The 24929-nt window shown below is 67.2% G+C and carries 16 protein-coding genes; 6 read left to right on the top strand and 10 right to left on the bottom strand.

Translation table 11 applies throughout. From position 1 onward, the window contains the following. The 5 genes from VGD28_RS12840 to VGD28_RS12820 all read right to left on the bottom strand — a co-directional run bounded on the left by VGD28_RS12840 (position 1) and on the right by VGD28_RS12820 (position 8445). Positions 1-1167 carry an alginate lyase family protein gene (locus VGD28_RS12840; protein ID WP_331028739.1) on the bottom strand — a complete coding sequence of 389 codons (1167 nt, stop codon included), beginning with the start codon at positions 1165-1167 and terminating at the stop codon, positions 1-3. Continuing rightward, the gene (locus VGD28_RS12835; protein ID WP_331028738.1) at positions 1164-2360 is read right to left on the bottom strand and encodes an alginate lyase family protein; all 1197 of its coding nucleotides are present in this window, start codon (positions 2358-2360) and stop codon (positions 1164-1166) included. Before VGD28_RS12835 ends, VGD28_RS12840 begins: the two co-directional genes overlap by 4 nt. 56 nt (positions 2361-2416) lie before the next feature. Continuing rightward, complete coding sequence (locus tag VGD28_RS12830) at positions 2417-5332, bottom strand: TonB-dependent receptor (RefSeq protein ID WP_331028737.1); 2916 nt, start codon at positions 5330-5332, stop codon at positions 2417-2419. 102 nt (positions 5333-5434) lie between these two features. Next, positions 5435-7303: a hypothetical protein gene (locus VGD28_RS12825; protein ID WP_331028736.1), complete on the bottom strand. Its 1869-nt coding sequence runs from the start codon at positions 7301-7303 to the stop codon at positions 5435-5437. Beyond that, positions 7303-8445, bottom strand: coding sequence for a glycoside hydrolase family 88/105 protein (locus VGD28_RS12820; RefSeq protein ID WP_331028735.1), 1143 nt, complete (start codon positions 8443-8445; stop codon positions 7303-7305). The genes VGD28_RS12825 and VGD28_RS12820 overlap by 1 nt, the downstream gene beginning before the upstream one ends. Positions 8446-8612: 167 nt before the next feature. On the opposite strand from VGD28_RS12820, the gene manD reads away from it, so the two are divergent. Genes manD through VGD28_RS12805 form a run of 3 tightly spaced genes read left to right on the top strand, consistent with a single transcriptional unit; the run spans position 8613 to position 11465 of the window. Then, a complete protein-coding gene (manD, locus tag VGD28_RS12815; protein ID WP_331028734.1) occupies positions 8613-9824 on the top strand; it encodes a D-mannonate dehydratase ManD in 1212 nt (403 codons plus the stop codon). Next, a complete protein-coding gene (locus VGD28_RS12810) occupies positions 9824-10717 on the top strand; it encodes a DUF4861 family protein (RefSeq protein ID WP_331028733.1) in 894 nt (297 codons plus the stop codon). The genes manD and VGD28_RS12810 overlap by 1 nt, the downstream gene beginning before the upstream one ends. Positions 10718-10751: 34 nt before the next feature. Next, a complete protein-coding gene (locus VGD28_RS12805; RefSeq protein ID WP_331028732.1) occupies positions 10752-11465 on the top strand; it encodes a FadR/GntR family transcriptional regulator in 714 nt (237 codons plus the stop codon). On the opposite strand, the gene VGD28_RS12800 is transcribed toward VGD28_RS12805, so the two are convergent. Genes VGD28_RS12800 through VGD28_RS12790 form a run of 3 tightly spaced genes read right to left on the bottom strand, consistent with a single transcriptional unit; the run spans position 11462 to position 16862 of the window. Continuing rightward, the gene (locus VGD28_RS12800) at positions 11462-12388 is read right to left on the bottom strand and encodes an alpha/beta hydrolase (RefSeq protein WP_331028731.1); all 927 of its coding nucleotides are present in this window, start codon (positions 12386-12388) and stop codon (positions 11462-11464) included. The genes VGD28_RS12805 and VGD28_RS12800 overlap by 4 nt on opposite strands. A 5-nt stretch (positions 12389-12393) precedes the next feature. Beyond that, on the bottom strand, positions 12394-15471 hold the full coding sequence (locus VGD28_RS12795) for a TonB-dependent receptor domain-containing protein (protein WP_331028730.1): 3078 nt from the start codon (positions 15469-15471) through the stop codon (positions 12394-12396). Between the two features lie 56 nt (positions 15472-15527). Beyond that, positions 15528-16862, bottom strand: a complete 1335-nt coding sequence (locus tag VGD28_RS12790) for a dicarboxylate/amino acid:cation symporter (RefSeq protein ID WP_331028729.1) — start codon at positions 16860-16862, stop codon at positions 15528-15530. Between the two features lie 196 nt (positions 16863-17058). Here VGD28_RS12790 and VGD28_RS12785 point away from each other — a divergent pair, with 196 nt between their 5' ends. Next, on the top strand, positions 17059-18846 hold the full coding sequence (locus tag VGD28_RS12785) for a sensor histidine kinase (RefSeq protein ID WP_331028728.1): 1788 nt from the start codon (positions 17059-17061) through the stop codon (positions 18844-18846). Continuing rightward, positions 18839-20176 carry a sigma-54 dependent transcriptional regulator gene (locus tag VGD28_RS12780; protein ID WP_331028727.1) on the top strand — a complete coding sequence of 446 codons (1338 nt, stop codon included), beginning with the start codon at positions 18839-18841 and terminating at the stop codon, positions 20174-20176. Before VGD28_RS12785 ends, VGD28_RS12780 begins: the two co-directional genes overlap by 8 nt. Here the strand turns inward: VGD28_RS12780 and VGD28_RS12775 are convergent. Together VGD28_RS12775 and VGD28_RS12770 are read right to left on the bottom strand one after the other, a co-directional pair. Beyond that, a complete protein-coding gene (locus VGD28_RS12775; RefSeq protein WP_331028726.1) occupies positions 20173-21168 on the bottom strand; it encodes a cupin-like domain-containing protein in 996 nt (331 codons plus the stop codon). The genes VGD28_RS12780 and VGD28_RS12775 overlap by 4 nt on opposite strands. Positions 21169-21176: 8 nt before the next feature. Further along, entirely contained in the window at positions 21177-23738 is a 2562-nt protein-coding gene (locus VGD28_RS12770) for a family 20 glycosylhydrolase (RefSeq protein WP_331028725.1), read from the bottom strand. Positions 23739-23835: 97 nt separating this feature from the next. Between VGD28_RS12770 and VGD28_RS12765 the strand changes: the two genes are divergently transcribed. After that, a complete protein-coding gene (locus VGD28_RS12765) occupies positions 23836-24891 on the top strand; it encodes a glycosyl hydrolase family 18 protein (protein WP_331028724.1) in 1056 nt (351 codons plus the stop codon). Positions 24892-24929 lie beyond the last annotated feature (38 nt).

Genomic DNA, 24929 nt, shown 5'->3' with positions numbered 1-24929 from the left:
TCAGTCCAGCCACAGCAAGGGCTGGCGGACCGGGAAATTGCGGATCACCTCGCCGATCGCCGGATCGGGGTCAAGGCCGCTCCAGATGCGCAGCCAGTCGGGACGGGCCAGTGCGCGGGCGCCGAACAGCAATGCCGGGTGGCGCACCGGGAAGCCTTCGAAATATTCGATGTCCCTGGCGAACGGCCATTTGCCCTTGTCGGCGATGTACGGCGCCATGAACGCGATTCCCTGCCCGATCGAGCGGCCGTCGCTCGTGCGCCAACCGATCAGCTCGCCCTTCCCCTCCGACAACAGCCATGCCGATGCGGCGAGCACGTCGAGGTTGAACAAGGAATAGGCATAAGGCTTGGTCCGCGCGAGCTCGAGCGGCTGGCGCCCGTCCGGCGCGATCTGGGCCGGAATGATGACCGTCTTCAGCCGTTCGCGCGCCGCTGCGAGCACATCGACGCGGTTGACGACCGATGCGAACGCCGCAGCCTGCAACAGCCAGCAGGTGCCATGATTGTTGGCCTGATCACGCTCCTCGATCCCGAAGGACGAAGTCGTGAGCCAGTCGAGGTAGCGCGCGAACCAGCGCTCCACCGCTGCGCGGATCGCGGCATAGCCGGGCGCGTTGCGCCGCGCGAACAGGCTGACGGCGCGCGCGACCTCGACGATCTGGAGCGTGTCGATCACGCCGATCGCGCGGCCGGTGTTGACCCTGATAATCGCCTGCGCGTGCTGAAGATTGGGGTTCATCCGCGTCGGCGGGTCGATGAACCAGGCGCGCAGGTGCCGGATCGCGGCGGCGGCATAGCGCGCCTCGCCGGTCAGGTCCCACGCCGTGGCCAGTGCGGGCACGACGCGCCCGAAGCGGATCAGCGCATCGCGATGCCCCTCAAACTTCTCGGGGTTCGAGCGACCGTCGCGGCGCACATAGGGTCCGCCGGGGTTGGCGGGATCAGGCCACCAGTAATCGCCCTCCGAATAATAGTCGTGGCGCCCGGCGGGACTGCGCGGCGCGGGAATCGCTGCGATGGTGCGCGGCTGCTCGGCAAGCAGCGCGCCCGCCTGCACTGCGACGCGGCGACGCTCGATCGCGCGCAGGTCGAAGGCGGGCGCGCGTGCCGCAGCCGCAGGAAGCGCCAACAGCGGCGCAGCGAGCAGAGCGCGGCGCGAGATCATGGTGCGGGCCGGTATCGCAGCACCATCTCCCCGGCCGCAAGCCGCGGATAGGCGCCCGGACCCCAGGCGGCATCGGCGCGGGTCAGCAACGCGTCGAGCGCCTCAGTCGGCCATTTCATTTCCTTGTACGGCCAATCGCCTTGCCGCCCGCGATAGGCGGCGACATAGGCGGTCGCCTTGCGCAGGGATCGGCCCTGCATGCCGGCGGCATAGAGATCGCTCCCCAGGCATGCCGCACTGTCCGCGACATGATAGGCAGCGTCGAGCGCGTAGATCGAATAGTGGAAACTGCGCGTGCGGGTCAGCTCGTGCGGAAGCGCACCGGAGGGATCGATCTGACGTTCGATGCGCACCCTGGGGAATGCCGCAACCGTGCGCCGCGCGATATCGTCGCGGCGCGCGAACAAGGCGAAGCGCGCGATCTGGGCATCGTACCAGATGCCGTGATTGTTGCGCGCGGCCGCCTCGGCCTTGCCGTTGGGGCTGGTGCGCATCCAGTCGACATAGCGCGAGAACCAGGCCTCCAGCGCCTTGATCTCGTCCGCCGAAAGCGCGCCCGAAGGCCCGATCAGCCCGACCGCATCGATCACCGCGATGAGGCCGCTGGTGTCGAGCACGCCCTCTGCCCGGCCGTTCTCGCGCCCCGGCACCGCCTGGGCATAGTTCATGTTGGGGTTCATCCCCGTGGCGGGATCGAGGAACCACGCCCGCACCAGGGCTGCCGCCTTCTCGGCGTAGTTGCGGTCGCCGCTGTAGTAATAAGCCAGCCCGAGCGTGTCGGTATCGCTGATCATGCGACCGAGCGCGCCGCGATCGAAGCGGTTGGTCTCGCGCTCCGGATTCACCTGCCCGTCGCGGCGGACATAGGGTCCCCTGGGGTTGGCGGGATCGGGCCACCAATAGGGCGCGAGGCTCACATAGTCGCGGCGATCGCCCGACAGCGGGATGGTGCGCTTGTCGAGTACCGAGCGGGGCTTGCGCGCGAGTGCCTGATCCGCCCGGGCGAGCAGGGCGCGATAAGCCGGTGCGATGGCAGGATCGCTCGCCAGCGACGCCTTGATCGACTCGAGCTCGGCGGGGCGCAGCGTGAAGGTGCGGCGGCCGCCGAACGACGCGGCGTAACCCTCGCTTCCCTGACAGACCGCAGCCTGCCCGGCGGAAGACAAAGCCGCCGCCGCGGATGCGAAATCCACGGCGGCGGTGACGGCGAAGACCGAGAGAGGGATGGTCCAGCCTAGGTTCGGGGCAATCACAGGCGCACCCGGAATCCGGCAAAATACTGGGTTCCGCTGTTGGAGACTTCAGTGATGCTGTCGAAGCCGCCCTTGTACATCACGTCGGGCGTGCCGGTGACGTTGAGCGCCTGGAGCTTGAGCTGGACGTTCTTCGTCAGGTCATATTGCGCCGACAGGTTGAGATAGGTGCCGTCGCGGATCTCGCGGTTGGTGCCGCCGTTCGGCTTGTAATAGTCCGAACGGTAGCGGAGGTTGGCGCGCAGCGAGAGGCCCCATTTCTCGAACCACACCGATCCGCTCGCCGTCCATTTGGACAGGCCGATCAGGTTCGCCGGATCGATATAGGCGGCGATCGGCGACGTATCGGGATATTGGAAATTCGCGAAGGCGCGGTTGACCGACCCCTGGATGCCGAAGCCGTCGAGCGGATCGGGCAGCCAGGTCAGCACATGGCTGAACGTCGCCTCGACGCCGTAGAGGTGGCGGGTCTCGGTATCGTTGGATGGCGCGACGGGGCTGATCGTGAAGGTCTGCGTCGTCGGCGTGCCCCCGTCGCGGATCGTGGTGACGGTGATGTCGGTGGGCTTCGGCTCGGAGCGGCCGATCACGGTGCCGGTGACCCATTTGTAATAGCCGGCGACCGACAGCATCGTGTCCTTCGAGGCATAGAGCTCGAGACTGGCATCGGCGTTCCACGAACGCAGCGGCTTCAGGTCCGGATTGCCGGTGGTCGCGTTGAAGATGATGTTGTCGATGCCACTCGCCGCGACCGTCGGGGTCAGGCTGATCCCCGCGCCGAAGCTCTCGATGCCCGACCGCGCGATCGCGCGATAGGCGGCAAGCCGGAGCTTGAGCTGCTGCGACAGATCGAACGCGATGTTCGCGCTGGGCAACAGATAGTCATAGCTGCCTCTGGCGGAAAGCACGGAAAGCGGCTGGGTCGGGTCCACCGCGATATCATAGGTGTCGTTGCCCGAGTTGATCGTCAGACGATAGCCCTGGCGATAGCCGACCGAGCTGATGTCGGTCTTCACCCAGCGCAGGCCGACATTGCCGCTGAACGGCACCGCACCGGAATCCGAGCGAAAATTCGCCATCGCATAGGCCGCCCAGATCTTCTCGCGGACGTCGATGTCGCTGGGGTCGCGGCCGTCGACGGGATAGGGAAGCGCGTCGTCGCTGCCGGTGAAGGTGCGGAACAGGCAGTCATTGTCGAACGTCGCCCAGCGCGTGACGTTGGTGCCCATGCCCTGCATGTAGGAGCTGGTGGTGAACGGCACGCGACACTGCTGGTTGGCCTGCGTGATCAGGGCGGCGACCTGAGCAGCGCTGCCGGGAATGGTGTTGAGGTCGGTATTGCGCGCATTGTCGTTGGTGCGGTGGTGGTTCGAGTAGCGGCCGCCGAACTTCACCGCGTTGATGAACCCGTCGAACTCACGGGCGATGTCGAGCCTGCCTGCCCAGATCACATCCTCACGATCGGTGACGAAGCGGTTGCGCGCATAGACCGCGGTGTTGCCAAGGGCGAGGAAGTTGGCGTGGTTGGTGATGTCGAAACTGCCGAAATCGACCGTCGGCACGACATCGTCGCCGTTGTAGGTCAGCGTATAGGGCACGCGCGTGGTCGAGCGCATGCGGGTCTGCTTCTGCGTCTCGGTGCGGTGGCTGCGCGAATAGGAGCCGTCGAACGCGATGTTCCAGCGTTCGGGCGACCAGATCAGGCTAATGCCGCCGCCCAGATACTCCTCGTTACGCTGGCGCTTCTCGAGCTGGTTCTCGAGATTCGAGTTGCCGCGGTAGCTCATCAGCGCGCCACGCGAATAGCCATTGCTGCCGTTGCCGATCACCAGCGGCTGGACGCCGCGAAGGCCTTCGGTGATCTGCAGGACGTTGCGATCCTCCAGGCTGGCGCGGTTCGAATATTGCCCGTCGAGCGCGACCTCGAAATCGGGATGCGGCCGCCACTGGACCGCACCGATGATGCCGTCGCGCACCTCCGACGTCTTCTGCGTGCGGAAGCTGCGCGAGCTGTTGGCGAAATAGACGTCGCCACGCGTCTCCCCGACCAGCACCGGCGTCGCGTTGGCCGAGGGCGGGATCGAGCGCGGCCCGGTCGCGACGGTGCAGTTGGCGCCCGCGCCGGCCGCGACCAGCGCCGCGGCCGAGCCGGTCGTCAACGACGGATTGTTGGCGATCGTGTTGCACGCCTGGAAGGTCGAGTTGGTGTTGTAATAGTCTTCGGGCGTGGTCGTGTCCTGGCGCTGATAGCCGATCGTGACCCCGACATCGCCAAGCCCCGTCGAATAGACGTCAGTGTAGGAAATGTTCGCGCGATAGCCGAGGCCGTCATGCTGATATACATCGTCGTCCTTGGGCTGGAAATCGCCGCGCAACTCGAACTGGATGCGCCGTTTGCCATAGTCGAGCGGCTTCATCGACTTGAGCTCGATCACGCCGCCGACCCCGCCTTCCAGGAAATCGGCGCGTTGCGACTTGTAGACCAGCACGCCGTTGACCAGCTCCGAAGGGAATTGCTGGAACGCGACCGAGCGGTCGGGACCTGCCGTCGAGACCTCACGCCCGTTGAAGGTCGAGAAGCTGAGCGTCGGGCCAAGGCCGCGAACGGACAGCTCGTTGGCATTGCCCTTGAAGCGATCGGCCGACACGCCGGTGATCCGTTCCAGCGTGTCGCCGACGCTGTTGTCGGGGGTCGCGCCGATCTCGTCGCTGACCAGACCGTCGACCACGACGTCGGCGCTGCGCTTGAACTCGATCGAGGTGCGCTGAGTCGCGCGCGCGCCGGTGACGATGATCTCTTCCTCACCCGCGGCGCCGGATGCAGGCGAAGCGGCTGGCGGCGGCGCATCCTGCGCGAACGCCGGCGCCATTGCCGCGAGCGCCGCCGAAGCGAGCAGGGAACCGCGAACCATCATCGATCGAGACTTCATCCTAATCCTCCCAAGACCCGGCTTGATACCGGTGTCATAGAAATGTGTCCTACAACTTCGCCCGGGAGAGTCAACCCGCCAAGATCATTGGTTGTAAGACAAATCCCATGTTAGCGCTATGGCACCGCTTTGCGCGATGGGGGCAGATCGCGTGCACCGCACGACACTCGCAAATGCGCCGATCGGCGCACGATATTCGGGCTTTTCGGCTTTTTCGACGGTGCAACCATCATAGCCGCGCGTGGCGAAACTGCGGACAGCACCGGTTCCGAACGCCACTTTCCCCGCCTTCGCCGAGGGTGCGCCCGAGAAACTCGCAAATTCGAGATCGATCTTCGCCGCACGCATGCCGGGGGCGAGGCGCAGCCGGTCGCTGCGGGTGATCTGGCCGGGCGCGAGCGTATAGCGCGTCTCGATGCTCGCGCGCGGGTCGCGCCGCGCATCGTTCTCGCCCATCAGGTCGAGCGCTTCCTGACGCCAGCGTACCTCGGTCACCGCGCCGCGCCGGGTGACGCGCACGTCCTTGAAGAAGGCGAGGGGCATCAGCACCGCGCCGTCCGCCAGCGTGATGCGCGGAACGAGGTACGGATAGGTGGCGTCGGCTGACCCCGAAAGCATGCCGGGCGAAAACGGCACCGGGAAATAGGGGTTGTGCATATGCTGCCCCTCCGCCCCGTTGATGATCGGAAGGCCGATCAGCCTGCCCCGATCCCGCACCGTCACCAGCGCACGGTCATGCTCGCCGCGCGCGAACCAGGTGACGGTCGAGCGCGGCAGCGTCTCGAGCCATTTGACGTAGCCGCGATCAGGCGCCTGTCCGGCATAGCCGAGCCGGTTCCAGATCGCGTTGGTGTAGATATGCTGGCGCGCCAGGCTCAGATTCTCGCCGAAGATGCGATGGATGCCGCGATAGGCATCGGTGCGCCGCCCCTGCCCCCACAAGTCGACTGATCCGGTCTTCGGATCGACCCAGAAGTCCATATAGCGCGCGCTGATCCGGCTGGAAAAGGCATAAGCCATGCGCTCCTCCTGCGGCGTCAGAACCTTGAGCAATGCCGCGGCGGTCAGCACCTCGACGAACGCAGTCTCGCCATAGGCGCCGATGCTGCGGCCATATTCGAAGCCTTCCCCCGTCAGGTTGAAGCGCGGGAGCAGCAGATCGACCGACTTGCGCAGCCAGCCCCTGACCTCGGCCGAGGGGGTCATGCCGGTCTCGATCAGGCGATGCGCGATCTCGCCGATCAGCAGGACCGAATAGCGGTCGAACCGGCCCTTGCCCTCAGTCTCGTCGGCAAAGCCATATTCGCCCGAATATCTGCGGTAGTGATCGAGCGTGCGCGCGAGCAACTGGCCGGCACCCGACGCCTCCTCCCATCCCATCAGGTGGCGGAGCCGGGCGATCGAGAAGGCGACACCATAATAGTTGTTGGGCAGATCGATCAGCGTGAGATCGGGGCGGACGAAGCGGCGCCAGTCGAGCTGCTGCTTGAGCCGCGCCAGCGTCGCCGGGCGCAGCGCGCGGTCGAGCAGGCCGCGTTCGTTGAGATCGTGCAGCGCCGAGACATAATAATAGATGCCCCAGCTGTCGTTGGGATCAGCGAGCGTCAGATCGGCAATGTCGGCAAAGTCGCGCAGCCGCTGGGCGAGCCGCGGATCGTTCGGGTCGAGCGCGGTGATGCGATAGGCCATCGCCGCGGCGATCTTGCCGGGCAGGAACTTGTCGCCGCTCTCGAACACCGCGACACCGCCAAGGCGCATGCCGCGCTTCTCGCGCAGCAACTGCTCGAGCAGCGTCTCGACCTGTGGCATCAGCCGGGTGCGGACGGTCTGGTCCATCGGCGCGACGTCTGCGGCATAGACCGGGCCGTGCGGCTTGCCTGCCCGGCGATCGGCGGGAGCCGCATTGCCCGCAAGCAATGCCGCGGCAAGGGGTACGCAAACCAGCCTTCGCATCAGCGCTTCGCCTTGCGCGCCAGATCGTACATCGCGGTGCCGGCAAGCACGAACGCGCCGGCGCCATAGAATTGCGTCTCGCTGGCGGAGACACTGTCGGGCCGGTCGCCGACCTGCTGCACCCAGCCGAGCATGCCGTCGGGCTGCACCGCGCGGACCACTGCGTTCCAGCCCCTGATCGCCGCGGGCTGATAGGCGCCGCGATCGAGCAGCCCGGCATCGACGCCCCAGGCAAAGGCATAGGTGAAGAAGGCGGTGCCGCTGGTTTCGGGCGGGGTGCCGGGATCGTCATCGAGCAGCGAGGCCGGCCAGTAGCCGTCGGCCTTTTGCAGCGTCAGCAGCCGCGCCGACATGTCGCGGAACAGCTTCTCGTAATAGGGCCGCCTGGGATCCTTGCGGTCCATCACCTGCAGCATCCGGACGAGGCCGCCCATCACCCAGCCATTGCCGCGGCTCCAGAACTGCTTGCGCCCCTTGGCGTCGCGCACGTCGAAGAAGCGGCTGTCGCGGAAGTACAACCCCTCCCGCGCATCGTAGAGATAGTCGGTGGTCGCCTTGAACTCCGCGTGCGCGAAATCGGCATAGTGCCGGTTGCCGGTGACCTTTGAAAGCTGAAGCAGCGTGGGTGGCGCCATGAACAATGCATCACACCAGCACCAGCGATCTGTGCAGTCCGAGCTGTTGCGGCCGGGCGCGACGGGAATGAATTCAAGGCTGCCCGTCCGGCGATTGGCGAGGACATTGTCGAAATAGGCGATGGCCGGCGCCAGCGCCGTCTTGCCCGCACCGTTGCGCGCCGCCCAGATCCACGCCTGCGCGATCAGCTGGTCGTCGGCGTGGAAGGGCTTGTCGCCGAGCTTCCAGCCCAGCTCGCTGCCGAGATCGAGCAGCGGCTTACCGTAGCGGCGGTCGCGCTGAGCAAGATCGGTCAGCGCGATCCAGAATGCCGCCTGTTGCCAGTCGCGCGGGTTGCGCACGCTGGGCCGCGCTGCGGGCATCATCGCCCAGTTGGTGCGGTTGGCGAGCTGCCAGTTGGCGACGCGGCGGGTCTCGGCGAGGATTGCCGCGGGCTGCGGCATTACCGGCTGCACGTCGGCGAGGGCGGCGGGCGCCGCTGCAAAGGCGAGCAGGATCAAAGACATGATGTCGCGCCCGCGCTTAAAGGGATAAATCCAGCTCTGCCCACTCCCGCCTCCCACTCTATTTGTCGTACTATTTTGCTTGACACCGGTGACAAACTCTTTCCTTTTCTCGCGATTCTGTCAATAAGGTTGTCACACAACTCTCCGTCAAGACAAAAGGGGATTGAATGCCGAAGATCGTGTCAGCCCGGGTGATCGTGGCCTGCCCCGGCCGCAATTTCGTGACGTTGAAGCTCGAGTGCGACGACGGCACGACGGGCATCGGCGATGCGACGCTCAACGGGCGCGAGCTGGCAGTGGCGAGCTATCTCTCGGAGCATGTCGCCCCCTGCCTGATCGGGCGGGACGCGCATCGCATCGAGGATATCTGGCAGTATCTGTACAAGGGTGCCTATTGGCGCCGCGGCCCTGTGACGATGACTGCGATCGCTGCGGTCGACATGGCGCTGTGGGACATCAAGGGCAAGCTCGCGGGACTGCCGGTCTACCAGCTGCTCGGTGGTGCCTCCCGCGAAGGATGCATGGTCTATGGCCATGCCAATGGTAGCTCGATCGAGGATACGATCCAGGCTGCGCTCGACTATCAGGCACAGGGTTACAAGGCGATCCGACTGCAATGCGGCGTGCCGGGCATGGCATCAACCTATGGCGTGTCGAAGGACAAATATTTCTACGAGCCGGCCGACGCGGCGCTGCCGACCGAGAATGTCTGGTCGACGTCCAAATACCTGCGCGTGGTGCCCGAGCTGTTCAAGGCGGCGCGCGAGGCGCTGGGCTGGGACGTGCACCTGCTGCACGACATCCACCACCGCCTGACCCCGATCGAGGCCGGGCGGTTGGGCAAGGACCTGGAGCCCTACCGCCCCTTCTGGCTCGAGGACGCCACCCCGGCGGAAGATCAGGAGTCGTTCCGCCTGATCCGCCAGCATACCACCACACCGCTCGCGGTAGGCGAGATCTTCAGCTCGGTATGGGACTGCAAGGCGCTAATCGAGAACCGGCTGATCGACTATATCCGCGCGACCGTACTGCATGCGGGCGGCATCACGCATCTGCGCCAGATCGCGGGGCTGGCCGATCTATACCAGGTGCGCACGGGCTGCCATGGCGCGACCGACCTGTCGCCGGTGACGATGGCCGCAGCGCTGCACCTTGGCCTCGCCATCCCGAATTTCGGCATCCAGGAATATATGCGGCACACGCCCGAGACCGATGCCGTGTTCCCGCATGGCTATCGCTTCGCCGAGGGCATGCTGCACCCCGGCGACGCGCCGGGCCTGGGCGTCGAGATCGACGAGGCGCTCGCGCAGACCTTCCCCTATGACCGCGCCTACCTGCCGGTGAACCGGCTCGAGGACGGGACGATGTGGAGCTGGTAATGCGGCCGGCGCCTCTCCTTCTCGCACTCGCCGCGAGCGCCGCGTCTGCGCAGGATCACACGCCGCTGCGTCCCGCGACCGACGCGGAGAAGCAGGCGCGCGCCGCGGTGACGATCGCCGACTATCGTTATGGCGACCTCTTGTGGGAGAATGACCGGATCGCTTTCCGCATCTACAGCCGCGCGCTGGAAGGGGCCGAGCCGCCCTCGTCCTCGGGCGTCGATGCCTGGGGCAAGCGCGTGCGTTGGCCGTACATGGACCGGCAGCTGCGCACAGGGGACCAGCATGCCGATCATGGCGAAGGGCTGGACTTCTACAATGTCGGCACCGGGCGCGGCGTCGGCGGCCTGGGCATCTGGCACGACAACAAGTTATGGACGTCGCGCAACTATGTCCGGCCGCGGATCGCGCAGTCCGGGCCGCAGGTGGCGGACTTTACCGTCGATTATGAGGCGTGGCCGGTCGATGTAGCGCGCACCGTTTCCGAGACGCGCCGGTTTGTCCTGCCCGCGGGCACCCATTTCACGCGGATGGTATCGACGCTCGACTCGAACCGGGCGGGCGAGCTGATCGTCGGCATCGGCATCTCCAAGCGCCCGATCGCCGGTGCGCCGCTCGGCAAGATCGTCAAGGACGAAGTGCGCGCGCGGATGAGCTGGTGGGGTCCGACCGACCCGGCCAAGGGCACGATGGCAGCCGCGGTGATGGTCGATCCGCGCGCCTTTGCCGGCTTTGCCGAGGATGCCGACAATTATCTGATCCTCGTGCGCGCCACGCCGGGCAGGCCGTTCGTCTATCACGCCGGCGCGGCCTGGGATCGCGGCCCGGATTTCGCCACGCGCGAGGCGTGGCAAGCCCATGTCGATGGACAGCGGCCCAATTTCGCACCCTAGCCAACGCCGCGCTGGCAATGGTAACGCTCGCATCATGGCGACCAAGGCAGCGTCGCTGGCCGATGATCTGGTCCAGCGATTCGAACAACAGATCGAGCGGGGGGAGATGCCCCCGGGATCGCGCTTCCCGACCGAGAAGGCGATCACCGAGACCTTCGGGGTCAGCCGGACGGTGGTGCGCGAAGCCTATTCGCGGCTCGCCGCGCGCGGGCTGCTGATCTCGCGGCGCGGATCGGGCGCCTATGTTGCGGAAGGCGCGCAATATCGCGCCTTTCAGGTGACCCCCGAAGAGGTCAGCGAGATCGATGACGTGCTGCGCCTGCTCGAGATGCGCATGGGGTTCGAGATGGAGATGGCCGCACTCGCGGCCGAGCGCCGTACCGAGGCCGATCTGGCCGAGATCCGCAAGGCGCTGGCGGCTATGGATTCGAGCACCGATGTCGACAGATCGGTCTCCGCCGATGCCGCCTTCCACGCCGCGATCGCGCGTGCGACCGGCAATGATTACTTCCTGCGCTTCACCGAGTTCCTCGGCGTGCGGCTGGTGCCGTCGCGCAAGCTCTATCTGCAAGGGAGCGAGCCGCGGAAGCATCAGCGCTACGCGCGCATCATCAACCGCGACCATGAGGCGATCTATGCCGCGATCGAAGCCGGCGACGCCAATGCCGCGCGGCGCGCGGCGCGCCAGCACATGGTGAAATCGGTCAAGCGCTACGAGAAGCTGAAGGCCGAAGGGGCGACGAGCTAATTCTCGTCCGTGCGCGGCGGCACCCAGCCATGCCCGCGCATCCAGGCGAGGAACAGCCGCGGCCATGCAGTGGTGTCCGTCCCGCGCTTGCCCAGGCCGAAGCTGTGCCCGCCCTTCTCAAACAGATGCAGCTCGACCGGGCGCCTCGCCGCCAGCATCGCGGCATGAAGGCGCAGGCTGTGCTCGGGCGCGGCGATCGGATCGTCCGCGGCATGGGCAAGGAAGATCGGCGGGGTCGCCGCGCTCACATGGGCTTCGATCGAGAAGGCGTCGCGGAAATCGGGCAGCCCCTTCAGCTGGCGGAAGGTGCGCGTGGTGTCGATCGGCGCGCGCATCGACACGACCGGATAGATCAGCGCGGCAAAGTCCGGCACCGCGCTCACCTGATCGACCGCATCGGCCGCAGGATAGAAACTGTCCGCGCCACGCGTCGCCAACGCGCCAGCAAGATGCCCGCCGGCCGAAAAGCCGAGCACGCCGATCCGCTTGGGGTCGATCCCCAGCTTCGCGGCGTTTGCCCGTAACATGCGCATCGCTCGCGCGCCGTCCTGGAACGGCGCATCGGCATTCCAGCCGTCACCGGGCAGGCGGTAGTAGAGGACGAAGGTGGTGACGCCGCGCTCGGCGAGCCACTGCGCAGCCGGCATCGCCGCGCTGCCGATCTGGATGCGGAAATAGCCGCCCCCGCCGATCACCAGCACCGCCGCGCCATTGGGGTTCTTCGGCCGCACCACGACCATGCGCGGCACGGTGACGTTGGAGACCGACCCGGTCGCCGATCCCCCGCTGCCGACCTTCTCCGGCCCGGGGGGCTTGCCGCCGCCCGGCATCGCGCCGGACCAGAGGTTGATCACCTCCCCGCCCTGTGCCGCAGCCGGAACCGCGACGATGAGCAGGAGCATAGCGGCGAGCCAGCGCATCATTTCCCTCAGAACTTCTTGCCGATCGAGGCGTAGATGTAGCGGCCATAGGGCACGTAGAGCGAGCCGAGATAGCCGTCGGCGGTGATCGGCGGCCGGGTGTCGAAGATGTTGCGCGCGCCGATGCGGAAGCGCGTGTCGGCGAGCGGCCCCTTGCGGATACGGTACTGGCCGTAGAGGTTGAAGAATGCCTTGCCCTCGACCGGATAGGGATTGCCCTGCGCGTCGAGGAAGTTGGTGTCGTAGACCTTGCCGATATAGTTGCCGAACGCGCCGATCTGAAAGCCCTTGTGGCTCCAGGTGAGCGATCCGGTGACACGCCATTTGGGCCGGCCGCGCTCCTCGAGCAGGTCGCTGGCGTCGGTGAGCGGGGTCGCCGGATCGATCGCGCCGGCTTCGCGCGCATCGAACAGCGCCTGCACTGCCGGCGGCGTGTCGCGCGAGAATTTGGTGAGCCTCGCGGCGTTGATCGCGACGTCGAACCGGCCGATGCCGGTGCGGACATTGTAGAGCACGGCAAGGTCGATGCCCTGCACGGTCTGCGGCAGCAGGTTGGTGAACTGATCGTTGATCCGCGTCACCGCACCGACCGGGGCGAGGCCGCTGCCCTGGAAGAAGGCGACGTCGTCGGCATTGGGCGCGGCGCGGACCACGTTCGGGTTGCTCGATCCCTGCAGCCGCAGGAGATAGTCGAGCACCAGCGCGTTGCGCGGGCCGAACTGGCCGACGATGCCGGTCTGCTGGATCGACCAGAAATCGGCGGTGAGCGTCAGCCGGCCATATTCGGAGGGGATGAACCTGGGCTCGATCACCGTGCCGACGGTCCAGTTGGTGCTTTCCTCAGGCTTGAGGTCGGGATTGCCGCTGATGAAGATCGAATAGCTGCTGCTGCGTGCGCACTGGCCCATGTTGGGGATCGGGTTGACCGGGCGCCGCAGATCGACCGCGCAGCGATAATAATCCTCGTTCGAGCCGAGGCGCGAATAGGCGACGGTCTTGGTCTGCTCGAGGTTCGGGGCGCGGAAGCCCTGCGACCACGAGCCGCGCAGGCGCAGGCCGTCGACGATGTCCCATGCGCCCGCGATCTTGGGCTTGGCGACCGATCCGAAGTCCGAATAGTTCTCGAACCGTCCGGCGAGCTGCAGGTCGAGCCGGTGGATCAGCGGAATGTTCATCTCGGGCGAGACGACCGGCACGGCGAGTTCGGCGAAGGCCGAAAACACGCTGCGGCGGCCGCGCGTCGATGGCGTCGGGCTGACCGCGGCAACGTTGGAGAGGTTGGTCTCGCCGGTCACTATGTCGGTGAAGGTGATCGTGCCGTTGAGGCGCGGGTCGCGGATATCCTCCTGCGTCTCGCGCCGCCCCTCGATGCCGATGGCAATGCCGAGCCCGCCGGCGGGCAGATCAAACAGGCTGGCGTTCGAGAGCTTGAAGTCGCCGAGCAGCAGGCTGGTCTTGGACTTGCGGACGAGGTTGAAGCTGAATGAGTCGATCGTCGCCTGGCTCGCGGGCGAGCAGTCGCCGACCGACGGCGTCGCCGAGCAGCCGCCGCTGAACGGGTTGTAGGCGTCGGGGGTGGATAGCGCGAGGTTGCGCTGGAGCGCCGTCATGTCGATCGCGTTCGAGCTGTCGCGCGCCTGCGCCTCCGAATAGAGGACGGCGGTGTCGTAGTCGAAGCTGCCGAGCTTGCCGCGCGCGCCGAGCAGGAAGCGCGACTGCCAGTTCTCGACATCCACCACCTGGTTGCCGGCATCGACGAAGCGGTAGGTGGTGAGACGTACCGGCAGGCCGGCGGCGGGCACGTTGGTGAGGCCGGGGATGCGGTTGGGGTTGGCCTGACCGTTGGCGAAGGTGACCGGGCCGAACGGGTTCCAATAGTTGCTCGCGGGGATGACGATGGCGTTCAAGTTGATCGTCGGCGGCTGGATGCGCTGCGTGTCGGCGAGGTAATAGCCGAGCTCGGTATAGAGCTCGACCACGTCGCTCAGCTCGTATCGCCCGGTGAAGAAGGCGTTGTAGCGGTTGAACGAGGGCGTGACGGTGGTGCCGGGGCGCGTGTCGAACCGCTCGCTACGCAGCGTCGTGCCGGTGGCACGGGTGCCGGTGCCGAAGCAGACGTTCGAGTTGACCGTGAACGCGCAGCCCGGATTGGCGCTCGACTGGGTGTGGAACGCCCCGGCGGACGAGGTCATCGCCTGGTTGCCCGGGCTCCGCCGGATCGTGCCGGGCCCGCCGACCACGGCGAGGTTTGCCCATGGGCTCTGCGTGGCGCGGCCGTCCGCCGTCAGGTTGCCGGCATAGGCAGGATCGTCCTCGAAATAGGACATGAGATTGTCGGTCGCGGTATAGGGCTGATCCTCGGCGAGCTGCGCGGTGCGGCGCACATAGTTGAAGAACAGCGAGAAACTGCCGCGGCCCTCGTCGAAGCTGTGGCCGACCAGCGCGGTGCCTTCGAACTCCTTGCGGTGCGTGCCCTCGGCAAAGCCATAGCGGAAATTGACCTCGACGCCGTCATAGTCGCTGCGCGTGACGGTGTTGACGACGCCCGCCACCGCGTCCGAGCCGTAGATCGCCGAGGCGCCGTCGCGCAGGATCTCCAGCCGCTCGAGCCCCGCGACGGGCAGCGAGTTGGAGTTGTAGCCGAGCACCGGCACGTTGCCGTCGCCGGCCTGGCTGGTCGGGTGCGAAACGAGACGGCGCCCGTTGAGCAGCACCAACGTGTTGCCGACGCCGAGGTTGCGCAAGTTGATCGAGTTGACGTCGCCGCGCGCCGCGTTGCTGGTCTGCGGGTTGTTCGCCTCGTTGAAGGTGACGTCGCCCGCCTGTGGGATCGAGCGGATCAGGTCGTCGCCCGAGAGCGCGCCGGTCGCGTCGATCTGGTTGCGGTCGACCACCGACACCGGCAGCGCGGTGGTGATGTCCTTGCCCTTGATCTGGGTGCCAACCACGACGACCTCGGCCGGCGCCGGCTCCTCCGCGGCGGGATCAGCCGCCGGCACGTCCTGCGCATATGCAGGCAGCGCGATCGCCAGCGCGATCAGCGCGGTGCCGGTGCCCAGCGTACAGAGCCTGTTGCGGTCGGTCATGCTCTTCTCTCCCTTGCTGGAAGGCGGGTCGTTCGCCCGCTCTTCCTTGTCCTGATTCAATCCGAATCGGTCTCGACCGCGGGGCGCACCGGTCCTTCGGGGACGGGGCCTGCGAGCGCCCGGGCCAGCGCCTCGCGATCGAGCGCATTATCCCAGCGCGCGACGACGACCGTCGCGACGGCGTTGCCGATGAAGTTGGTGAGGCTGCGGCATTCGGACATGAAGCGGTCGATGCCGAGGATCAGCGCCATGCCCGCGACCGGCACGTCGGGCACGATCGAGAGCGTCGCGGCGAGCGTGATGAAGCCAGCGCCGGTGACGCCGGCAGCGCCCTTGGACGAGATCATCGCGATCGCGAGCAGCGCGATCTGGTCGCCGAGCGTGAGGTGGACGTTGCACGCCTGCGCGATGAACAGCGCGGCCAGCGTCATGTAGATGTTGGTGCCGTCGAGGTTGAACGAATAGCCGGTCGGCACGACCAGGCCGACGACCGACTTCTGGCAGCCCGCGCGCTCCATCTTGTCCATCAGGCTGGGCAGCGCGCTCTCGGACGAGGAGGTGCCGAGCACCAGCAGCAGCTCGGCCTTGAGGTAGCGGATCAGCTTGAAGATCGAGAAGCCGGCGAGCCTGGCGGCGATGCCGAGCACCACCACGACGAAGATCGCCGAGGTCAGATAGAAGGTCGCGACCAGCCCGGCGAGATTGGCGAGCGATTCGATGCCGTACTTGCCGATGGTGAAGGCCATCGCGCCGAACGCGCCGACCGGCGCCGCGCGCATCAGGATGCCAACCAGCTTGAACACCACCAGCCCGGTCTTTTCGAGCAGGTCGCGCACCGGCGCGGCAGGCGCACCCACCATCGACAGCGCGATGCCGAATAGGATCGACACCAGCAGCACCTGGAGCAGCGAATCCCCAGTGAGCGCCGAGACCAAGGTGGTCGGGATGATCGCCATCAGGAACGTGACGATCGAGCTGTCGTGTGCTTTGGCGACATAGTCTTTGACCGCGCCGGTATCGAGGCTGGCGGGATCGACGTTCATCCCCGCGCCCGGTTGAATCGTGTTGGCGACGATCAGCCCGACGATCAGCGCAAGGGTCGAGAAGAACAGGAAATAGGCGAAGGCCTTGCCCGCGACGCGGCCGACGGACTTGAGCTCGGTCATCCCGGCGATGCCGGTGACCAGCGTCAGGAAGATCACCGGGGCGATGATCATCTTGACCAGCTTGATGAAGGCGTCGCCGAGCGGCTTCAATGACTCGCCCGCGACCGGCCAGAAGAAGCCGATGCCGACGCCGAGCGCGATCGCGATCAGCACCTGGACATAGAGCTGCCCAAGCCAGTGACCGCGCCCCTGCGGCTGCGTCGAATATTCGAGTGCGATCGCCATTCTATCCTCCCGTCGCGCCTTGCCGGCGTCGATTCTGGGCCGCGTGCGGCGGCGGTGCCGTTATCCTTCCGTCACCGCACAAACCCAAGAATCGAGCCAAACAATTGATTTACATGACTTTACCAGCGAACGTCGCTGCCGAACCTGTGCGAAAATGCGCACATGCAAATCCAAGAATGTGTGATATTCCGCACAAATGAAAGGCGTGACTCGATCGACGCGGAGTCTCGTGCTGCTGGCCGCGGCGGGCGCGGTGCTGCTCGCCCTGGTCGCCGTCCTCGCCTTCCGCGTCGCGCAGCAACAGGCCGTGTCCGCCACCGACCGCGCCGCCGCGCAGCTGGCGCGCGACAACGCCGGCCTGTTCGCCAGCGAGCTGCAGAAATTCCGGCTGCTGCCGCTGGTGCTCGCCGAATATCCCGATGTGCGAGCGATGCTGGAGACGCGCGACGCCGCTTTGGTCGAGCGAATCAATGCCCGGCTCGCATTGATGGCGCAGCGCACCGATGCCGCGGCGATCTATGTGCTAACTGCGCGGGGCCGCGCGATCGCCGCGAGCAACTATCGCCTCCCCGCCAGCTTCGTAGGGCAGGATTATGGCTTCCGCCCCTATTTCCAGGGCGCGATCCGCGACGGCGATGCCGAGCTTTTCGCGCTCGGCACGGTGAGCGGCCGCCCCGGCCTCTATCTCGCGCGGCGGATCGGCGACGCGGCGCGCCCGCTCGGCGTGATCGTGGTCAAGATCGAGTTCGAAGGCATGCAGGCCGCCTGGGCACACCAGCAGGGCGAGACCCTGGTCACCGACACGCATGGCGTGGTGATCGTCACCAGCGAGCCCGGCTGGCGCTTCGGCACGGTCGGCCGGCTCGGCGCGCGCGACCGCGCCGCGATCCGCGCAACGCGTCAATATGGCAGCCTACCGTTGGCTCCGCTGCCGCTGGCGATCGACGGCGCCGCCGCGCGCATGGGCGGTGAGACGCCCGGAAGCCGCCTTGCCACGACCGGGCTGCCGCTCGCCGGGGCGCAGATGCGCGTGCTCTACCCGCTCGATCCGGCGATGCGCAGCGCCAATGCCAATGCCCGACTGGCGTCGCTCGGCGCGCTGATCGTGATCGCCGGCGCTCTGCTGCTGCTGTGGCGCGCGCGCGAGCGCCGCCTGCTCCAGATCGCGGCGCAGCGCGCGCTGGAAGGACAGGTGGCCGAGCGCACCGCTGAGCTGCGCGACGCCAATGCCCAGCTCGTCGCCGAAAGCGCCGAGCGCGCGCGCGCCGACCAGCGCTACCGCGCCGCGCGCGAGGAGCTGGCGCAGGCCAACCGGCTCGGCTCGCTCGGGCAGATCACTGCGGGCGTGGCGCACGAGATCAACCAGCCGGTCGCCGCGATCCGCAGCTTCGCCGAAAACGCCCAGGGATTTCTCGCCCGCGGCGATGGCGACAAGGCGGAGGAGAATCTCGGGCGCATCGTCGATCTCACCCAGCGCATCGGCGCGATCACGGCCGAACTGCGCAACTTCGCTCGGCGGCGCACGCCGGAGACCGGACCGGTCGATGTCAATGCCGCGATCGAATCGACCCTGCTGCTGATCGGCGACCGGGTGCGCGCGCAGGGCGTGTTGCTCGAGCGCACGGGTCCTTTGAGGCTGCACGTCACAGCCGATCGCGTGCGGCTGGAGCAGATCCTGATCAACCTGATCCAGAACGCGCTCGACGCGCTCGCCGGACAGGAAAAACCTGTCATCCGTATCACCACCACCTGCACCGAAGCGCGGATCGCGCTCACCGTGGCCGACAACGGACCCGGCGTCGCGCCCGAGCTTGCCGATCAGCTGTTCATGCCCTTCGTCACCGGCCGCGCCGAGGGTCTCGGCCTCGGCCTGCCGATCGCGCGAAACATCGCGCGCGATTTCGGGGGCGAGCTGAGCCTCGCCGAATCTCCGCTCGGCGGCGCCGCATTCCGCCTTGAGCTGCCCGAGGCGGCGCATGGCTGAGCCCGCGATCCTCTTCGTCGATGACGACGACACGCTGCGCGAAGCGAATGTCCAGACGCTGGAGCTGGCAGGCCTCGTCGTCCAGCCCTTTGCCAGCGCGCAGGCGGCGCTCGGCGCGATCAACCCCGGCTTCGCCGGCGCAGTGATCACCGACATCCGCATGCCGGGGATGGATGGCCTCCAGTTCTTCGAGCGCATCCGCGCCATCGATCCCGAGATTCCGGTCATCCTCATCACTGGCCATGGCGATGTGGCGATGGCGGTGCGCGCGCTGCAGGAAGGCGCGTTCGACTTCCTCGCCAAGCCCTTTGCCGCCGGGCACCTCGCCGCCTCGGCGGGCAAGGCGCTGGCGGCCCGCGCGCTGGTGCTCGACAACCGCCGTCTGCGCGCCGACGCGGCAGCGCGCAGCGAAAGCCCGCTGATCGGCGACAGCCCGGCGATGGTTCGCCTGCGCGAGACAATCGCGCAGGTCGCGCGCGCCGATATCGACGTGCTGATCGAGGGTGAGACCGGGACCGGCAAGGAGCTGGTCGCGGCGATGCTCCACCGCGGATCGCCGCGCAGCGCCCGCCCCTTCGTCGCGGTCAACTGCGCGGCGCTGCCCGAGGCGCATGCCGAGATCGAGCTGCTCGGCCATGCCGCGGATGCCGTGCCGGGCGCCCGCTTCGCGCGCACCGGACGGATCGAGGCGTCGGACAAGGGTTCGCTGTTTCTCGACGATATCGACGGCATGCCGCTTGGCGTTCAGTCGCGTCTGCTGCGCGTGATCGAGGAGCGCGAGGTGCTGCCGATCGGCGAGGCGCGGCCGATCCCGCTCGACCTGCGCGTGATCGCATCGGTCAAACCGGGGCTGGAGGCGCTGATCGATGCCGGGCAATTCCGCCGCGACCTGTTCTTCCGCCTGAACGTCGTCCGGCTGTCACTTCCCCCGCTGCGGGAGCGCCGCGCCGATATCGCACCGCTATTTGCGTCGTTCGTGCGCGAAGCGTCCGAGCAGACCGGGCAGGGCGGGTTCCGCATGAGCGATGCGGTGCGCCGCCACCTGATCGAGCATGACTGGCCCGGCAATGTTCGCGAGTTGCGCAACTTCGCGTTCAGCGCGGTGCTCGACCTTGCCGGACCGGCGGGAATGGCGGCGGCGGAACGGGGGCTGGCCGAGCGGGTGCGCGCCTATGAGGAGATGCTGGTGCGCGAGGCGCTTCAGGCGGCGGGCGGCAGCGTCACCCGCGCGGTCGCACTGCTTCGGGTGCCGCGCAAGACGCTCTACGACAAGATGCAGCGTGCCGGGATCACGCCGGGCGACTATCGCGCGAAACGGCCGCGGCGCTAGCGCCCGCCGCGGATCGTCCCCGCGACATAGCTGGTCATCATCGCGTCGCGCGCGGGCGATGGCGGGCCGAGCACGCCGCGCGCGTGGGGCGGCAGATGCGCGGCGGCGTCGTGCGCGCCTTCGCCGAACACATAGTGATCGAACCATGCGCGCCACGCCTGCCGCTCGGCGTCGGGTAGGTCGCGGATCGAATGCAGTGCGAGCATCAGTGCAGCGAACGGATAGCGATCCGCCGGCTGGCCGAACCAGTAGTTGACCAGCACATTCAGATCGCCGGTGGCGCGGACATGATGCCACCACATCGGCGGGATGTAGATCGCGTCGCCGGACTCGAGTTCGACCGTCTGGGCGTGCCGCTGCGCCTCGGCATAGCGAGGGAAGCGCTCGAGATCGGGATGGTCGGGATCGACCATGCTGGTCGGCTGCCCGGCGACGGTGCGCTCGACCGGGCCGACATAGAGGTTGGCGATCTGCCCGGGCGGGAACAGGATGAAGCGCCGCCAGCCCGCCACTACCACCGCGATGTTCGCAGCCATGTCGTAATGCGGCGCAATGCGGCTGGCATTGCCGACCCAGATGCGCGGATCGACGCCCTGCGTGTCGATGGCGAGCGGGTTCTCCGCCGCGAAGCGCGCGACGCTCTCCCGCGTCGGCGTCGATCCGGCATAGAGGCTCGGCGCATGCATTTGCCCGCGCAGCGCGAGCAACCGGTCGAGCAGGCCGCGCATCGGCATCCTCTCGGTCTCGAAATTGAGGCCGCGAAGCGCCTCGTCGTAGAAATAGCGGCCCTCGATCTGCGGCGGCGCGACCATCACGGTCAGCGGCCGGCCGGTGTCGCGCGCCGAGAGATAGGCGGCGATCCCCTCGTCGCCTTCGCGCGCTGCCCGCACCGCGGGCCATCTCGCGGCGAGCCCGCGGATCGCAACCGGCCGGTCCGCCGCCGCGATGGCGGCGGCGACACTCGCGCGATCCTCGCCTTCGATCTCCTCCATGCGCGCCCTCAGCGCGCCGGTTCGACCCGTACCGTGCGGCTGGCGCGCTTGCCGTCGGCCGAGCGGCTGCGGACATCGACCGCGCCCGTCACCGCCACCGGCCCGGCGTAGCGTGTCCAGCTGCCGCCGTCAGTGCGGTATTCGATCGCGGTTCCGGGGAAAGCGCTGTTCGCCTCGAGCTTGCCGCCCGCGATGCGCGCGCCCGGTGGGGCGACGCGATAGGCGATGCCGGCGCGGTCGAGCATCGGGAACTGCGCTGCGACACGCCCGGCGAAATCCTTCCACCCGGCACTGAGCTTCGCCTGATCGACGCGCGCATCCTGCCACTGATAGCTCACCCCCGGCTGATAGGCCGGGGTCCAGGGCGCAGGGCTCCAGGCGCGTTCGGCCAGCGCGAGCAGGCGCGGGAACAGCATGTACTCGACATTGGCGTCGGTGCGGATCGTCTCGCTCCACAATTGCGCCTGCAGCCCCGCGATGCCGCGATCGGCGTCGCGCACCGGCTTATCCTCGATCGGCTTTTCCTGTGCCAGGATGTTGCGGATCGTCGCGGCATTGGCGGGGAGGTTGTCGGGCATGAAACCGAACACCTGATAGGGATCGACCCCGCGCGATGCCCAGTCATAGCCGCCTTCGTCCGGGTGCGGGGCATAGGGCATGTCGAAATAGCCGAGATCGGGGATCGACAGGACGACATGCCAGCCGCGGTTCATCTGGTCGTGCGCCTCGCGGACTGCGCCGCCGTGGAGCACGCCCCAGATGTTGGTCTGGACCTCCTTGGGCATCTTCGCCGGATCGGTATGGCCCATGCCGTCGCTCCACCCGCCGGTGCGGATGCCCTTGGCGGCGACGTTCGCGGTGACCTTCTCGATGAAGCGCGAGGTCAACTTGGTCGCGTCGCCGCCATTCGCGGCGATCATCGCGGCGCAGGCCGGCGACTTGGCCCAGGCGCCCGCGGTCTCGTCCGCGCCGAGGTGGAAGGTCTTGAGCGGCACGCCGGCCTGGCGGTGCATCGCCGCCAGCGCGTCGACCACCGTGTCCATGAAGCGGTAGGTCGATGGCAGGCAGACGTTGAGCGTGTTGTCGTCGTAATGCTGGATGCTGCGATACTGCGTCTGGTCCGCCGGATCGATCAGGCGATAGGCTTCGGCCTCGGCCCGCTTGCCAGCGGCGGCGAGGCGGCGGTAGCGCGCCTCCATCGCGGTGACTGCGGCGCGCGAATGGCCCGGCGTGTCGATCGACGGGATCACCTCGATCCCGCGCGCCGCTGCCGCCTTGACGATCGTCACATAATCGGCGGTGGTGAGATAGCCGTTGACCGCGCTCGTCCCGTCGGGCCCGGCGCCAAGCTGGGGCAGCAGGCAAATATTCTCCTCGGGATCGTGGCAGCGCTTGCTTCCAATCTGCGCGAGCTCGGGCAGCGCCGGGATCTCGATGCGCCAGCCTTCGTCCTCGGCCAAGTGGAGGTGCAGCTTGTTGAGCTTGTACGCGGCCATCGCCTCGACCAGCTTCAGGATTTCGTCGCGGCTGTGGAAATTGCGCCCGACATCGAGATGAAGCCCACGGAACGGATAGCGCGGCGCATCCTCGACATGCAGCGGCTTCATCGAACCGCCTTCAAACCATGCCTGTTGAGCGAGCGAGCGCAGCGCGTGGCTCGCCCCGGTCGAATCGCGCGCGGTGACGGTAATGCCAGCCGGCTTGACGTCGAGCACATAGCCCTCCCCCGCGAGCTTCGCTGCGGGATCGACGCGCACCGACAGCGGGAGCCTGCCGCCCTCGTTCGCGCCCGCCGCTGCCAGCACGGCGAGCGCGGGCGCTATTGCATCGCGCTCGACTCCCGCGAGCGCCACCGCGATGCCGCCGCGCAGGTCCACCGCACCGCTTCCCTGCACTGCCTTCATCGGTTTGGGCAGGATTACTACGCCCGATGCCGCGGGCGCTTCACGCCCCGCCTGCAGCGTGAAAGCACGCTCCGCAGTCAGCCAGCGGGTCCTGTCGGCGCCGCCCTTGGTCGCGAGCTTCGTCTCGTCGGTCATCGGCGCGACGAAGGGCAGGATCTCGAGACCGGTCTCGGGATCGATCTTCGCCCGCGTCGCTGCGATCGTCCGCGCCTTGAGGCCGCCGAGGGCGAGATAGGCGTTGGGCATCGGGAACGCCTTGGAGAAGAACTTGCCCGTGCCCCACAGCTTGACGACATGGGTCGCGCCGGGCCTGAGCACCGCGCCGGGCTTGAGCGTCAGCCGTTGCAGATCGCCGTTGATCAGCTGATGATCGAACAGGTCGCTCTCGATCATCGGGAGCTGCGTGGGGAAGCTGAAATAGAGCGACAGCCCCTTTTGCGGCAGCCCCGCGGGCAGCGCCTGGGGAAGCGTCAGCGTGATCGTCGACAGGAAGCAGCCCTGCTGGCCCGCCGGGCATTGCGGCTGGTTGTCGATCACCGCGAAGCGGTAGCCGAGCGTATCTGCCAGCGTGTTCAGCGCCACCTGCGCGGGCGTTTCCGGGCGGGCGGCAGCGGGCGCCGCGACCAACATGGCGGCGATCATCGCCCAGCCCGAACTCTGCATCATTCCCTCCCGCTCGACAATTTGTATTCAATTTGTCATGCCCGCCGCAACGGGTCAACGCTCTTTCGCAAGCGAAGGTTTTGGAAGGAGGAACAGGGAAATGAAGCCGATCACGCCGATCTTGTGGCTGTGCGCTCTGATAATTGGTTTCATATTAGTACTACCATCCGCCCACGCCTCCCTGCGCAAGCCGGTGATCGTCGGCTATCTCGCTGCTTTCAGGGGACTCGAGCTATCGATCGAGCGCACCGATTTGCCGAGCTTCACCCATTTCAACCTGGCCTTCGCCAATCCCGATGCCGCGGGCGCCTTCGTCCGCGACGGCAGCATGACCTGCATGGCCGGCGCCTTCGGTGCGCCGCTGAAGGCCGCCCCCCTGCGCGCGACCGTGGCCAAGCTGCAGGCGGGCGGCGCAAAGGTGCTGGTCTCGGTCGGCGGCGGCGTCATCCCTGGCTGCTCGGGCGACTGGAAGGCATTGCTCGCGCCGGACAAGCGTGCCGCAACCGCCGCGGCGCTCATCGCGCTGGCCGACCAGCTCGGTCTCGACGGCGTCGACATCGACCTTGAGGGCGAACTGCTCACCGCAATCGACCGGGCCGGCAATTACGTGCCGTTCGTCGAGGCACTGTCGGTGGCACTCAAGACGCGCGGCATGCTGCTGACCTGCGCCACCGCCTCCTATGAAGGCGGGATGATCCCGGTCGCGTCGATCCCTTATTTCGACCTGGTCAACGTCATGTCCTATGATGCGATCGGGCCGAGCTGGGGACCGTCCGGCGCGGAGCATTCGCCTTATGCGATGGCACAGCGCGATCTCGACCTGTGGCTCGCGCGCGGGGTCGTGCCGGAGCGGCTGGTGCTTGGCGTCCCCTTCTACGGCTATGGCTTCGGCGGCGAGAGACCAAATTGGTCCTATCGCGACCTCGCCACCGCCCATCCCGAGGCGACAAAGGGCGACGCGATCGGCAACGCGTGCGCCGGATGCCGCTACATCACTCACAACAGCCCGGCGACGATCGAGGCCAAGGCGCGGCTGGCAAAGCTCAAGGCAGGCGGAGTGATGGTGTGGGAGCTGTCGCAGGATACGCCCGACCATGCGCTCACCCGCGCCATCCATCGCGGACTTTCGGTTGGGGATGCGCGCGCTAACGATTGACGCTGCGATACCAATGCAACACATGGTGGCATCGCACT

Source organism: Sphingomonas sp., from assembly GCF_036402235.1.
Classification (GTDB): Bacteria; Pseudomonadota; Alphaproteobacteria; order Sphingomonadales; family Sphingomonadaceae; genus Sphingomonas.
The sequence above is the reverse complement of the archived record's forward strand: the minus strand, read 5'-3'. Positions and strand labels throughout refer to the sequence as shown.

Bases quoted from the DNA above. Each gene is read 5' to 3' on its own strand.
- VGD28_RS12840 (WP_331028739.1), bottom strand. From the start codon at position 1,167: ATGATCTCGCGCCGCGCTCTGCTCGCTGCGCCGCTGTTGGCGCTTCCT.
- VGD28_RS12830 (WP_331028737.1), bottom strand. From the start codon at position 5,332: ATGGTTCGCGGTTCCCTGCTCGCTTCGGCGGCGCTCGCGGCAATGGCG.
- VGD28_RS12825 (WP_331028736.1), bottom strand. From the start codon at position 7,303: ATGCGAAGGCTGGTTTGCGTACCCCTTGCCGCGGCATTGCTTGCGGGC.
- VGD28_RS12820 (WP_331028735.1), bottom strand. From the start codon at position 8,445: ATGTCTTTGATCCTGCTCGCCTTTGCAGCGGCGCCCGCCGCCCTCGCC.
- manD (WP_331028734.1), top strand. From the start codon at position 8,613: ATGCCGAAGATCGTGTCAGCCCGGGTGATCGTGGCCTGCCCCGGCCGC.
- VGD28_RS12810 (WP_331028733.1), top strand. From the start codon at position 9,824: ATGCGGCCGGCGCCTCTCCTTCTCGCACTCGCCGCGAGCGCCGCGTCT.
- VGD28_RS12805 (WP_331028732.1), top strand. From the start codon at position 10,752: ATGGCGACCAAGGCAGCGTCGCTGGCCGATGATCTGGTCCAGCGATTC.
- VGD28_RS12800 (WP_331028731.1), bottom strand. From the start codon at position 12,388: ATGATGCGCTGGCTCGCCGCTATGCTCCTGCTCATCGTCGCGGTTCCG.
- VGD28_RS12795 (WP_331028730.1), bottom strand. From the start codon at position 15,471: ATGACCGACCGCAACAGGCTCTGTACGCTGGGCACCGGCACCGCGCTG.
- VGD28_RS12790 (WP_331028729.1), bottom strand. From the start codon at position 16,862: ATGGCGATCGCACTCGAATATTCGACGCAGCCGCAGGGGCGCGGTCAC.
- VGD28_RS12785 (WP_331028728.1), top strand. From the start codon at position 17,059: ATGAAAGGCGTGACTCGATCGACGCGGAGTCTCGTGCTGCTGGCCGCG.
- VGD28_RS12780 (WP_331028727.1), top strand. From the start codon at position 18,839: ATGGCTGAGCCCGCGATCCTCTTCGTCGATGACGACGACACGCTGCGC.
- VGD28_RS12775 (WP_331028726.1), bottom strand. From the start codon at position 21,168: ATGGAGGAGATCGAAGGCGAGGATCGCGCGAGTGTCGCCGCCGCCATC.
- VGD28_RS12770 (WP_331028725.1), bottom strand. From the start codon at position 23,738: ATGATGCAGAGTTCGGGCTGGGCGATGATCGCCGCCATGTTGGTCGCG.
- VGD28_RS12765 (WP_331028724.1), top strand. From the start codon at position 23,836: ATGAAGCCGATCACGCCGATCTTGTGGCTGTGCGCTCTGATAATTGGT.